The sequence below is a fragment of the Streptomyces sp. P13-3-3 genome (assembly GCF_050571355.1).
Taxonomy (GTDB): domain Bacteria; phylum Actinomycetota; class Actinomycetes; order Streptomycetales; family Streptomycetaceae; genus Streptomyces; species Streptomyces althioticus.
Genome location: NZ_CP192228.1, coordinates 5,482,076 through 5,494,675, shown reverse-complemented (window position 1 = coordinate 5,494,675; position 12,600 = coordinate 5,482,076). Strand labels below are relative to the sequence as shown.

Below are 12,600 nucleotides of genomic sequence, written 5' to 3'. Positions count from 1 at the left end.
TGCCGCTGCGCCCACCCGTGCCGCCCTATGCGGCACGAATGCCCGCAGCTGGGGCGGGAAGCGCCCTAAGGGGCGCGGGGAACTGCGCGACCAGCCACGGAGGTCCCGCACCCGGCGTTGGCGGGGTGCCGCTGCGCCCACCCGTGCCGCCCTGGGGGTCCCCCCAGGCCCTTAAGGCACTGGGGGAGGCACGAATGCCCGCAGCTGGGGGGCAGCTAGCCCGCGCCCCGCGTCACGACGCGCCCGTGAGGTGTTCCGGGCGGACCGGCGTTCTGTTCAGTTCCCGACCCGTCGCCGCCCGGATCGCCGCCAGCACCGCCGGTGTCGACGACAACGTAGGCGCCTCGCCGATGCCTCGGAGGCCGTACGGCGCGTGGTCGTCGGCGAGTTCGAGGACGTCGACCGGGATGGTCGGCGTGTCGAGGATCGTCGGAATCAGATAGTCCGTGAAGGACGGATTCCGCACCTTCGCCGTCTTCGGGTCGACCAGGATCTCCTCCATGACCGCCACGCCCAGGCCCTGGGTGGTCCCACCCTGGATCTGGCCCACGACGGACAGCGGGTTCAGCGCCTTGCCGACGTCCTGCGCGCAGGCCAGCTCGATCACCTTCACGAGCCCCAGCTCCGTGTCGACCTCGACGACCGCCCGGTGCGCGGCGAAGGAGTACTGGACGTGGCCGTTGCCCTGGCCGGTGCGCAGGTCGAAGGGTTCGGTCGCGCGGTGCCGCCACTCCTCCTCGACCTCGACGGCCTCGTCGCCGAGGACGTCCACGAGGTCGGCGAGGACCTCTCCCGCGTCGGTGACGACCTTGCCGCCCTCCAACAGGAGTTCGGCGTGCGCCCAGGCGGGGTGGTAGGAGCCCAGCTTGCGCCGGCCGAGCTCCAGGACCTTCTCCCGCACCAGCTCGCAGGCGTTCTTGATCGCGCCGCCGGTGACGTACGTCTGGCGGGACGCGGACGTCGAACCGGCGGAGCCCACGCGGGTGTCGGCCGGGTGGATCGTCACCTGGGTGACGCCCAGCTCCGTGCGGGCGATCTGGGCGTGGACGGTGACGCCGCCCTGGCCGACCTCGGCCATCGCCGTGTGCACGGTGGCCACGGGCTCGCCGCCGACGACCTCCATGCGGACGCGGGCGGTGGAGTAGTCGTCGAAGCCCTCGGAGAAGCCGACGTTCTTGATGCCGACCGCGTAGCCGACGCCCCGGACGACGCCCTCGCCGTGCGTGGTGTTGGACAGGCCGCCGGGGAGCTGGCGCACGTCGGCGCCCTCGCTGGACTCCCACTGGCGTTCGGGCGGCATGGGCATCGCCTTGACCCGGCGCAGGAGTTCGGCGACGGGCGCCGGTGAGTCGACGGGCTGCCCGGTGGGCAGGAGCGTGCCCTGTTCCATGGCGTTGCGCTGCCGCAGCTCCACCGGGTCGATGCCGAGCTTCGCCGCGAGCTTGTCCATCTGCGCCTCGTAGGCGAAGCACGCCTGGACCGCGCCGAAGCCGCGCATGGCTCCGCAGGGCGGGTTGTTGGTGTAGAGGGCGATCGCCTCGATGTCGACGTCGTCGACGGCGTACGGCCCGACGCCGAGGGAGGAGGCGTTGCCGACCACGGCCGGGGAGGCGGAGGCGTACGCGCCGCCGTCGAGGACGATGCGGGCCCTGACGTGGGTCAGCCTGCCGTCCGCGGTGGCGCCGTGCTCGTAGTGCAGCTTGGCGGGGTGGCGGTGGACGTGGCCGAAGAAGGACTCGAAGCGGTTGTAGACGATCTTGACGGGCTTGCCGGTGCGCAGGGCGAGCAGGCAGGCGTGGATCTGCATGGAGAGGTCCTCGCGCCCGCCGAACGCGCCGCCGACGCCGGCCAGGGTCATCCGCACCTTGTCCTCGGGCAGGCCGAGCACGGGCGCGATCTGGCGCAGGTCGGAGTGGAGCCACTGGGTGGCGATGTAGAGGTGGACGCCGCCGTCCTCCTCGGGCACGGCGAGGCCGGACTCGGGGCCGAGGAAGGCCTGGTCCTGCATGCCGAAGGTGTACTCGCCCTCGACGATCACGTCGGCCCGCTCCCGGGCCGCCGCGACGTCGCCGCGCACGATGGGCTGGCGGTGCACGATGTTGGGGTGCGGGACGTGCCCGATGTGGTGGTCGTCGCGGTCCTCGTGGATCAGGATCGCGTCGGGAGCGGTCGCGGACGCCTCGTCGGTGATCACGGGCAGTTCGCGGTAGTCCACCTTGATCTTCGCGGCGGCGCGGCGGGCCGTCTCCGGGTGGTCGGCGGCGACGATCGCGACGGGCTCGCCGTGGTGGCGGACCTTGCCGTGGGCGAGGACGGGGGTGTCCCGGATCTCCAGGCCGTAGTGCTTCACCTCGGTCGGCAGGTCGTCGTACGTCATGACGGCGTACACGCCCGGCGTGGCGAGGGCCTCGGCGGTGTCGATGGAGACGATCTCGGCGTGGGCGACGGTGGAGCGCAGGATCTGGCCCCAGAGCATGTCCTCGTGCCACATGTCGGAGGAGTACGCGAACTCTCCGGTGACCTTGAGGGTGCCGTCGGGGCGGAGGGTGGACTCGCCGATGCCGCCCTTGGTGCCGGACCCTTGTGTGATCTTCGTGGGAACGCCGTTCGTGGGCATGCTCAGACCCCCTCGGACTGGCGGGCGGCCGCGAGGCGGACCGCGTCCATGATCTTCTCGTAGCCGGTGCAGCGGCACAGGTTGCCGGACAGCGCCTCACGGATGTCCGCGTCGGACGGGTTGGGGTTGCGTTCCAGCATCTCGTCGGCGGCGACCAGCAGACCGGGTGTGCAGAAGCCGCACTGGACGGCTCCGGCGTCGATGAACGCCTGCTGCACGGGAGAGAGTTCGGCGCCCTCGCCGGTCTGCGAGTCGGCGCCGTCGGCCGTCCATCCCTTGGCCTCGTCGAGGGAGGTGCCGCAGGTGCCGTCCGTACCGCAGGCGCGCTGCCGGGCGTGGTCGGCGAGGCCCTCCACGGTGACGACCTCGCGGCCCTCGGCCTGTCCGGCGGCGACCAGGCAGGAGCAGACGGGCACGCCGTCGAGCCGTACCGTGCAGGAGCCGCACTCGCCCTGTTCGCAGGCGTTCTTGGAGCCGGGCAGGCCGAGGCGCTCGCGCAGGACGTAGAGGAGGGACTCGCCCTCCCAGACGTCGTCGGCCTGCTGGGGGCGTCCGTTGACGGTGAAGTTGACGCGCATTACGCGGCTCCCTCCGTGGTGCGGTGGGCGCCGCGGTACGACTCCCAGGTCCAGGTCAGGGTGCGGCGGGCCATCACACCGACCGCGTGGCGGCGGTAGCTCGCGGTGCCGCGCACGTCGTCGATGGGGTTGCAAGCGGCCGCGCACAGGTCGGCGAACTGCTTCGCCACGGACGGGGTGATGATCTTCCCGTTGTCCCAGAAGCCGCCCTCCTCCAGGGCGGCGTTCAGGAAGTCCTCGGCGGCCGTCGCCCGGATCGGGGTCGGGGCGGCCGAGCCGATGCCGGTGCGGACCGTGCGGGTCTCCGGGTGCAGGGCGAGGCCGAAGGCGCACACGGCGATGACCATGGCGTTGCGGGTGCCGACCTTGGAGTACTGCTGGGGTCCGTCGGCCTTGTCGATGTGGACGGCGCGGATCAGTTCGTCGGGCGCGAGCGCGTTGCGCTTCACGCCGGTGTAGAAGTCGTCGACGGGGATGCGGCGGGACCCGCGTACGGACTCCACCTCGACCTCGGCGCCGGCCGCGAGCAGTGCGGGGTGGGCGTCGCCGGCCGGGGAGGCGGTGCCGAGGTTGCCGCCGACGCCGCCGCGGTTGCGGATCTGCGGGGAGGCGACCGTGTGGGAGGCGAGGGCCAGGCCCGGCAGCTCGGGGCGCAGATGCTCCATGATCTTCGCGTAGGGGACGGAGGCGCCGAGCCGTACGGTGTCGTCGCCCACCTCCCACTCGTAAAGATCACCGATGCGGGTGAGGTCCATCAGGTACTCGGGACGGCGGTGGTCGAAGTTGATCTCGACCATCACGTCGGTGCCGCCCGCGATCGGCACAGCGGTGGGGTGCTCGGCCTTCGCGGCGAGCGCCTCCTCCCAGCTGGCGGGGCGAAGGAAGTCCATGACCGGCTCTCTTCTTCGTCTCGTGGGGCGTACAGATTGAGCCAATCCGTGTGCGGCGGGCCCGGCTCGTTCCTGCGGTGTTCACGTGGAGTGCGCCCAGTACACCGCCGCCTACTCCGCCCGGGTCAGTCACGGAAACCATGAAGGAGTTGGCTGGCCAACGCGGGCATCTTGTAGATTCGTATGAACGGAGAGCCCCAGTAACCTTCCGGTCTTCCTCCAGTAACGCCGGAGGCGATCGGGAGCCGGCGGAGCATGTCCGCAGGCCAGTCCCCCGGGCCTCTCCCGACCATCCCTTCACCCTCCCCACGGGTACGACACCCGCGCGGGCACCGAGACAAGGAACGGCGGCGACGAGAATGCGGCTGCGCGCACTGCTGGACACCGACGCGCTGGGCCTGAAGCTGCTCGGCGGGGAGGACGAGCTGGACCGCGGGGTGCGCGGCGTGATGACCACGGACCTGCGCGACCCCAGCCGCTACCTGTCCGGCGGCGAGCTGGTGCTGACCGGCCTGGCCTGGCGCCGCGACGCCGCCGACTCCGAGCCGTTCGTACGACTCCTGGTGCAGGCCGGGGTGGCCGCGCTCGCCGCGGGCGAGGCGGAGCTGGGGGACGTCCCCGACGACCTGGTCGAGGCGTGCGCGCGGCACCGGCTGCCGCTGTTCGCGGTGCACGAGTCGGTGGCGTTCGCGACCATCACCGAGCACGTGGTGCGGCAGGTGTCGGGCGAGCGCGCCGGAGACTTGGCGGCCGTCGTCGACCGGCACCGGCGGATGATGACCTCAGGCCCTGCGGGCGGCGGCCCCGACGTGGTGCTCGACCTGCTCGGCTCGGACCTGGACCTGCGCGCGTGGGTCCTCTCGCCCACCGGGCGGCTGATCGCGGCACCCAAGGAGACCGCGGGGGCGCGCGGCGGTGTGCCCGCGCTGGACGCCGAGGCGTGCGCGCGGCTCGCGGCGGAGCATCTGGCGGCCGTGCGGACCGGACGGCGCGGCCCGCACCGGGTGGTGCTGGACCGCACGACGTACAGCCTCTTCCCGGTGCGGGGCAGCGGGCACGGTCCGTCCTCCGAGCCGGGCGACCCGCGCGAGACGATGCTGGCGGACTGGCTGCTGGCGGTCGAGGCGGACGCGGGCGACTGGGCCGAGGAGCGGCTGGACCTCCTCCAGGGCGTCACCCAGCTGATCGCCGTCGAGCGGGACCGGCGGGACGCGGCGCGCACGGTGCGGCGGCGGCTCGCGCAGGAGGTGCTGGAACTGGTGCAGACGGGCGCCGCGCCCGCGGAGATCGCGGCGCGTCTGCGGGTCGCCGCGCCGGTGCTGCTGCCCGGTCTCGGGACCGCGCCGCACTGGCAGGTCGTCGTCGCCCGCGTCGAGTGGGAGGACGGGCGTGGCGACGGCGGGCCGGTCACCCAGGCGCTGCTCGAGGAGATCCTCGTCGACCCGGCGTCGACCGGACCCGAGCCGTCCGACCGGATCGCGGTGGCGCACTCCGGCGACGAGGCGATCGCGCTGGTCCCGCTGCCCTCCGTGGCCGACGAGCACGACGAGGCCGGGCCCGGCGTGCTGGCCGACGCGCTCCTCGAGTCCGTGCGGCGGCCGCTGACGGCGGGCCTCGACGGCGACGGACGGCTCACCGTCGGCGTGTCCGCCGCGGTGCACTCGGCCGAGGGGCTGCGCGGCGCGCTGGAGGAGGCCCGGCACGCGCGCCGGGTCGCCGCGGCGCGCCCCGGCCGGGTGTGCGCGGCCGGACACCAGGAGCTGGCCTCGCACGTGCTGCTGCTGCCGTTCGTCCCCGACGACGTGCGGCGCGCGTTCACCGCACGGCTGCTGGACCCGCTGCGGGAGTACGACCGCCGGCACCGCGCCGAGCTGATCCCCACCCTGGAGGCGTTCCTCGACTCCGACGGCTCCTGGACCCGCTGCGCCACCCGCCTCCACCTGCACGTCAACACGCTGCGCTACCGCGTCGGCCGCATCGAGCAGTTGACGGGACGTGACCTGTCCCGCCTGGAGGACAAGCTGGACTTCTTCCTGGCCCTCCGCATGAGCTGAACACCGCCCCCGGAACGCGGGGCTCAGGCAACCGACCGCGGGTCCAACACCCCCAGGGGCGCGGGGAACTGCGCGACCTGCCACAACCGACCCGCACCCGCCGCGCGACGGATCCATCCGCGACGGGACGCCCCGCCCCGCGGACCCGGCCCCAGGCCGGACTCCCCGCTTCCGCCCCGCCTCCCCATGACTTTGTGAAATCCTTCACCCGCCCTCTTGGCCGGGCCCGGTGGTTCGTGCTGAGATGCGGCCACCACTCAACAGCTCGATGGCGTGCTCGGGGAGGGCAACGTGGCGCATACCGCCATGTCCGGTGACGGAACGACCGCCGAAGACGATCCCCTCCAGACGGCGGTGTGGCGGCTTCGCTCCCGCGCCTGCTGGGTGGACGCGGCCGCACTGCTCACCCCCGCCACCCCTCAGGCGGCCCTGCAGCGGGCGTCGCTGCTGGTGGAGCGGTGTCTGTACACCGAGGCGGGGTGGGAGGACGCGGAGGACGCGCTGCGCACGGCGGAGGCGCTGGCGCACACCGACGACGAGCGGGGCGCGGCCGCTTGTGAACGCGGGTACTTGGCCTACGCCGCCACGCTGTTCCAGGTCCGGGACCGGGCCGACGAGGCGCGCGCCGCGCTGGGCCGGGCCGCCGCGCTGATCGCGCCGGGCGCCCCGGGGCGGCCGCTGCTGGACTTCCGGCGCGGGCTGATCGCGGAGAACCTCACCCGCTCCCCGCAGGCCGCCCGCGCCGCGTACCGGCGGGCCCACGCGGGCGCCACCGCCCACGCCGACCCGCTGCTGCTGTCCGCCACCTGGCGCCATCTCGCCGGACTCGCCCTGCGCGAGGGCGAGCTGACGGAGGCCCGGCACGGGTTCGCGGAGTCGCTGCGGATCCGCGAGGAGCTGGGGTACATGGTCGGGACGGCGCCGGCCCTGGTGTCCTTGGCGGACACGGAGACGGAACCGGAGGCCGCCCGCCTCCGCGAGGAGGCCCGCCGCCTGTTCCGCCTCCTCGGCGGAGTCCCCACCTGGCTCGCCCACCGCCTGGCCCCTCCGGAGGAGGACGCGGCGACGGCGTGAGGCTCCTTCACGGGGGTCTCGTTCGGGTGAACCGAGGGTTCAGGGCGACCCTGAGATCCTGAGCGCGCCACCGGGGACGCGTCCGAGGGCCCGGCTCACGGCATTCGAGTGGTGCTCGGAGTACAGGGCGCGCATGCCAGATGGGCGGCTGGTCGAGGGTTCGGCGCGTGGGGGCGCGAGGAACCGACGCCCGGGGCGTCTGCGGCACGGCGCCCGACGCGCTTCGGGGCATCCGCGGATCCGGCGGGGCATGCCGCCCCCGGAGCCGTCAGGGACGTCGGCGCGCGGCGCACGGGCGGGCGCGGTGTCCCGCCGCCCGGATCGGGAGTTGCCCGGAGCTCGGGGCGGGCGCGGCACGTCCGGTGCGAGGGCGCCCGGCGGCACTCGTGGACCCGGCGCGCGAGGTTCCGGGGCCCGGACCGCTCCCGGTGCCTCCCCGGGGCCGGGAGGGCTTCGTCGAGGTGGGCGTCCTGACACGACCTGGACGGCGCCCACGTACCGCCCGACCACATGCAGGAAGCCCTCGCCAAAATGACCGCCATCCGTCCCGCCGCGCGGCTCCGCCCCCATGGAGGGGGCGCGAGCGCGTGAGCAGTTCACAGGCCGTGGACCGCCACACCCACGGGCGAGGGGCGCGATCGGCCCGGGTGGCACCCGGGCCGATCGAAGCGCCGGCGGCACTCGATCCCGCCGGGGGTGCTGGAGGGGACGCCCCTCCTACTCCGCCCCGTTGAAGTGCTCGCCCACCAGCGCCCGCACCACATCCAGGTCGCCCGCGATCAGCGCGTCCAGCAGGGCCGTGTGTTCGTGGGCGTCCGCGATGAGTTCGGCGCGGGTGCCGCCGCCGGGGGCGCCGCCGCCCACCAGGGGCCACTGGGCGCGACGGTGCAACTCCTCGGCGACGCCGACCAGTTGCTGGTTCCCGGCGAGAGCGAGGACCGCGCTGTGGAAGGCCCGGTCGGCGTCGGCGTAGGTGGCGCGGCAGCCGGAGGACGCGGCGCGGACGGTGGCCTCGGCGAGCGGACGCAGTCCGGCCCACCGCTCGGGCGGCACCGTACGGGCCAGCCGCAGCATCACCGGCACCTCGATCAGTGCCCGCACCTCCGCCAGCTCGGCCAGCTCCCGCGGGCTGCGCTCGACGACCCGGAAGCCCCGGTTGGGCACGACCTCGACCGCGCCCTCCTGGGCGAGCTGCTGCATGGCCTCGCGGACGGGCGTGGCGGAGACGCCGAACCGCTCGGCCAGCACCGGCCCCGAGTAGACCTCGCCGGGCCGCAGGTCGCCGGTGACCAGCGCGGTGCGCAGGGCGGTGAGGATCTGGCCGCGCACGGACGACCGCCGGACCGCGGGCCGGGGCCTCGGAAGGACGGGCTCGCCGTGGGTGTGCTCGCCGCGCGCGGACCCCTCGCCCGCGCCGTCGGCGTCGCGGCGCCGGTCCGCCGCACCGGCGGCCGGCTGGGCGGGCACCCGGAAGCGGCTCCGCGCGGCCCCGGCGGCCGGGGCCGCCTCGCCGGCCGTCGTCCCGGCGGAGCCCTGCGTGCCCTGCTTCACAAGGTCCTCCTGCGGACGTGTCGGTACTTGGGGTCATTACGGCGGGTTGGCACCTGTGCGTCAAGCACCATAAGCGCATCGGACGCCAGTTCACATCTCCGCGATGTTGGGTAAGGTGAGGCTTACCTTTTAGTGCCCGGCTCCACGAGACATGAAGGGGTGGTCCCATGGCCGTGCCCGGTTCGGCCGTCGCGGACGCGTACGCCCGCCTGGCGGAGGCCTTCCCGGCCCTCGCCGTCACCGAGCTCGGCGCGGGCGAGACGGCCCCCCGGGGCGGCGGCTGGGTCGCCGCCGCCGACCTCGCCGCAGGCGGGGACGCCATGGAGGCCTTCCTCGCCTGGGACGACACGCAGGTGCGGCGGGACTACGGACAGCAGGGCCGCCCCGACGTCATCGCCAGCTTCGGTCTGCACCGGTACGCCTGGCCGGCCTGTCTGCTGATCACCGTGCCATGGTTCCTGCACCGCCGGGTCCCGCGCTACCCCGTGACGCACGTCTCGTTCGACCGCACCGCAGCCGGACTCGCCGTCGGCCGCATGGCCGTACGCCCCGCCGGCTTCGCCTGCCTGCCGGACGACCCGGCCGCCACCCTGCCCGGCGCGCGCGTCGTGGAGGACGAGGAGGCGCTGCGGGCAGAGGTGCGCGCGGCGGTCGCCGAACACCTGGAGCCCGTGCTGGCCGGATTCGGCCCCCGGATGCGCCGGCGCGGCCGGGCGCTGTGGGGCATGGCGACCGACGAGATCGTCGAGAGCCTCTGGTACGTCGGCGGGCTGCTCGGCGAGGAGGAGCGGGCCCTGCGCGAGCTGGAGCTGCTGCTGCCGGGCGCGACGAAGCCGTACGTGGGCGCGGTGACGTTCCGCAGGCCGTCCGGGCCCGGCGGGGAGCCGGCCGCCGCCACCCGGGAGCGGGTGAGCTGCTGCATGTTCTACACACTGCGCCCGGCGGACGTCTGCGCCACCTGCCCGCGCACCTGCGCCAAGGAGCGGACCGCGGCGCGCGCCCCCGAGCGGGAGAAGGAACTGGTCGGGCAAGCCGGTTGACGCTACTTGGAACAAGGCGGGGCGGCCGGACGACGTAAGATCGTCCGGCCGCCCCGCCGTCGTGTCCGCCGCGGGCACGCGCCCGCCCGAGCCGCGAGGTCACGAGCACTTCACAATTTCCTCACCGCCCGCAGGAACTCTCCACGGAATCATCCGTACGGGTAGTCTTATTCGAACTCAACTCCCGCCCCTCATGCGGCAGTTCGAGCAGAAAGCCGCCCAGGGCACCCCCCTCGCACTTCGTTGGCGGCCTCTTGCCCCGAAACCCCCTGAGGGACGCCGGGATTGGGCCACCATGGCGGGCGTTACGCCCTATCCCAATGCAAGGGACCCCTAGATGAGACTGACCGACATATCGCTGAACTGGCTGCTTCCGGGCGCCGTGCTGCTCCTGGGCATGCTGGCGGCGGTGGCGGTGCTGGCGCGCGGCAAGCGCTCCTCGGTCAAGGACACGAGCGCCGACGACTCGTGGGAGCGCAGCGAGGAGCGCCGCAGGCGCAAGGAGGCCATCTACGGCACCGTCTCCTACGTGCTGCTGTTCTGCTGTGCGGCGGTGGCCGCTGCCCTGTCCTTCCACGGCCTGGTCGGCTTCGGTGAGCAGAACCTCGGCCTGTCCGGCGGGTGGCAGTACCTCGTCCCCTTCGGTCTGGACGGCGCGGCGATGTTCTGCTCGGTGCTCGCCGTGCGCGAGGCCAGCCACGGTGACGCGGCCCTCGGTTCGCGGATACTCGTGTGGACGTTCGCCCTCGCCGCGGCCTGGTTCAACTGGGTCCACGCGCCGCGCGGCATCGGCCACGCGGGCGCCCCGCACTTCTTCGCGGGCATGTCCCTGTCCGCCGCGGTCCTCTTCGACCGCGCGCTGAAGCAGACGCGCCGCGCCGCGCTGCGGGAACAGGGCCTGGTACCGCGGCCGTTGCCGCAGATCCGCATCGTCCGCTGGCTGCGCGCCCCCCGCGAGACCTACCGCGCCTGGTCGCTGATGCTGCTGGAGGGCGTGCGCAGCCTCGACGAGGCGGTCGAGGAGGTCCGCGAGGACAAGCTCCGCAAGGAGCAGGAGAAGCGGCGCCGGCGGGAGCAGGAGCGCATGGAGCGGGCCCGCCTGAAGGCCATCAGCCGGGGTCACCGGGGGTTCGGCGGCCGGGGCGGGCGCGAGCTGGAGGCCACGGTGGAGCGCGAGTCCGACGTCGTCGCCGCGGAGCCTGCCATAGCGGCGCCGGAGGCCCTGCCCGCACCCGCCCAGCGTCCCTCCCTGCAGCCGGTCCGCCGCTCCGGCGGTGAGGCGCGGACGGTCGACCTCACGGCCGAGGACGACACCCAGGCGCTGCCGCGTCTGGACAGCCTCGAGCGCAAGCTCAAGGACCTGGAGCAGCAGTTCGGCTGACGGGCCGTAGGACCCGGACGGCGCCGGACGACGGCGCGACGCGGCGTGAGGGACGCGGTGGGAAACCGCCTCCCTCACGCCGCGTCGGCGTCCGTCCCCGTCTCCGCCTCTGTCTCCGGCCCGAGCGCGAACCAGACGGACTTGCCCACGCCGTGCCGTCTGACGCCCCAGGCGTCGGCCAGGGACTCCACGAGCACCAGGCCCCGCCCGTTCGTGGTGTCGTTGCCCGTCCGCGGGCGCGGCCGCGGCTCGCGGGCGGCGAAGTCCCGTACCTCCACGCGCAGTCCCCAGGAGCCGACGTCCGCGGTGAGGACCGCGTCACGGTCGGTGTGGACGAGGGCGTTGGTCACCAGTTCGCTGGTGAGCAGTTCCGCGACCGCGGACCGCTCCGGATCGCACCGGTGGCGTAACAGCTCGCGCAGGGCGCGGCGCGACTCGGCCACCGCCCGCAGATCCGCACGCCCCAGTGTGCGCCTCAGCCGATCCGCCGAAGCCTGACTTCTCATGACCCCCGCCCGCGTGCCGATGCCGATTCCCCCACCTGCTCGAACACCTACACGGGAATGCTTGCCCGGTCGTTCACACGGCAGTCATACGGAGCGCTCGTGAGCCGTTGTTGTCCGAAGTGCAACGGCCACACAACCGTGTGCGGGGCCGTCCTCCCGACCCCCGTGGCGAGAGGACGACCCCGGCTCTCACACGGTGGTCGCGGAACTGAGGAACCTCAGTGGAGCTTGGTGACCGCCTTCTTCGCGGTCTTCTTGAACGCGGTGAGCGGAGCGTCACCGAAGTCGCCCATCTGGCCCCAGCCGACGACGGTCACGGTGCGGCCGTCGCGCCCCACGGACAGCAGGTTGACGTCCGTGGCGCCGTACGACGTCTCGGTGTGCAGGCCGTGCACCGTCGCCCCCTCCTCGACGGGCAGCGTGCCGAAGAACCGGCCCTCGGCCTCGATCTCCGGGTACAGCCGCTCCAGCCGGGCGGCGCAGGTGCGGATCTCCTTGTTCAGCCGGTCCGCCAGCGCCTTCCCCTTCGCGGCGGACCCGGTCACCACGGTGACCTGCACGGCGCTGGTGTCCAGCTCGGTGTGGAAGAGGCGGTGCCGGTAGTCGTACGCCGGCACGCCCTCGCCCAGGCAGTACGCGAGCTGCTCGGGGAAGCCGTCGGTGACCGGGCCCGCGGTCCAGCCGGCCGGGTGCGGGGGCAGCTCGGACGCCGCGAGGAACCGGGGCGCGGCGGTCTTCTTCTGCGCGGACGCGCTGTTCGCCGCCGCGTTCTTCTGTACGGTCCCGCCCGGCGCGGCGCCGGCCTGCGTGGTGGCGGCCGCGCCCACGGCGAGCGCGGTCGCGGTGAGCGCGGCGAGTGCCGCGACACGAGTGCGTACGGACATGGGTGACCCCCGTGGGATGCGCGTG

General features: G+C 73.8%; 10 protein-coding genes. 4 read left to right on the top strand and 6 right to left on the bottom strand.

All coding sequences use genetic code 11. From position 1 onward, the window contains the following. Positions 1–232 precede the first annotated feature (232 nt). From ACQZOG_RS24680 to ACQZOG_RS24670, 3 genes are read right to left on the bottom strand one after another with little or no spacing between them, the layout of a single operon-like run. Complete coding sequence (locus tag ACQZOG_RS24680; protein ID WP_193455685.1) at positions 233–2,617, bottom strand: xanthine dehydrogenase family protein molybdopterin-binding subunit; 2,385 nt, start codon at positions 2,615–2,617, stop codon at positions 233–235. A 2-nt stretch (positions 2,618–2,619) separates the two neighbouring features. Beyond that, on the bottom strand, positions 2,620–3,195 hold the full coding sequence (locus ACQZOG_RS24675; protein ID WP_033273911.1) for a (2Fe-2S)-binding protein: 576 nt from the start codon (positions 3,193–3,195) through the stop codon (positions 2,620–2,622). Continuing rightward, positions 3,195–4,085, bottom strand: a complete 891-nt coding sequence (locus tag ACQZOG_RS24670; protein WP_033273912.1) for an FAD binding domain-containing protein — start codon at positions 4,083–4,085, stop codon at positions 3,195–3,197. Before ACQZOG_RS24670 ends, ACQZOG_RS24675 begins: the two co-directional genes overlap by 1 nt. A 359-nt stretch (positions 4,086–4,444) precedes the next feature. Here ACQZOG_RS24670 and ACQZOG_RS24665 point away from each other — a divergent pair, with 359 nt between their 5' ends. Beyond that, on the top strand, positions 4,445–6,139 hold the full coding sequence (locus ACQZOG_RS24665; protein WP_191882814.1) for a PucR family transcriptional regulator: 1,695 nt from the start codon (positions 4,445–4,447) through the stop codon (positions 6,137–6,139). Between the two features lie 306 nt (positions 6,140–6,445). Next, on the top strand, positions 6,446–7,213 hold the full coding sequence (locus ACQZOG_RS24660) for a hypothetical protein (RefSeq protein WP_033273914.1): 768 nt from the start codon (positions 6,446–6,448) through the stop codon (positions 7,211–7,213). A gap of 717 nt (positions 7,214–7,930) precedes the next feature. Here the strand turns inward: ACQZOG_RS24660 and ACQZOG_RS24655 are convergent. After that, positions 7,931–8,764 (bottom strand): GntR family transcriptional regulator, encoded by an 834-nt coding sequence (locus ACQZOG_RS24655; RefSeq protein ID WP_193455683.1) that lies wholly within the window; start codon positions 8,762–8,764, stop codon positions 7,931–7,933. Between the two features lie 167 nt (positions 8,765–8,931). On the opposite strand from ACQZOG_RS24655, the gene ACQZOG_RS24650 reads away from it, so the two are divergent. Next, positions 8,932–9,804 carry a (2Fe-2S)-binding protein gene (locus ACQZOG_RS24650; RefSeq protein WP_033273916.1) on the top strand — a complete coding sequence of 291 codons (873 nt, stop codon included), beginning with the start codon at positions 8,932–8,934 and terminating at the stop codon, positions 9,802–9,804. A gap of 337 nt (positions 9,805–10,141) precedes the next feature. Further along, entirely contained in the window at positions 10,142–11,185 is a 1,044-nt protein-coding gene (locus tag ACQZOG_RS24645) for a DUF2637 domain-containing protein (protein ID WP_033273917.1), read from the top strand. 74 nt (positions 11,186–11,259) lie between these two features. Here ACQZOG_RS24645 and ACQZOG_RS24640 read toward each other — a convergent pair whose 3' ends face one another. Together ACQZOG_RS24640 and ACQZOG_RS24635 are read right to left on the bottom strand one after the other, a co-directional pair. Further along, the gene (locus tag ACQZOG_RS24640; RefSeq protein ID WP_093552632.1) at positions 11,260–11,691 is read right to left on the bottom strand and encodes an ATP-binding protein; all 432 of its coding nucleotides are present in this window, start codon (positions 11,689–11,691) and stop codon (positions 11,260–11,262) included. A 218-nt stretch (positions 11,692–11,909) separates the two neighbouring features. Further along, complete coding sequence (locus tag ACQZOG_RS24635) at positions 11,910–12,575, bottom strand: hypothetical protein (protein WP_430741808.1); 666 nt, start codon at positions 12,573–12,575, stop codon at positions 11,910–11,912. Positions 12,576–12,600 lie beyond the last annotated feature (25 nt).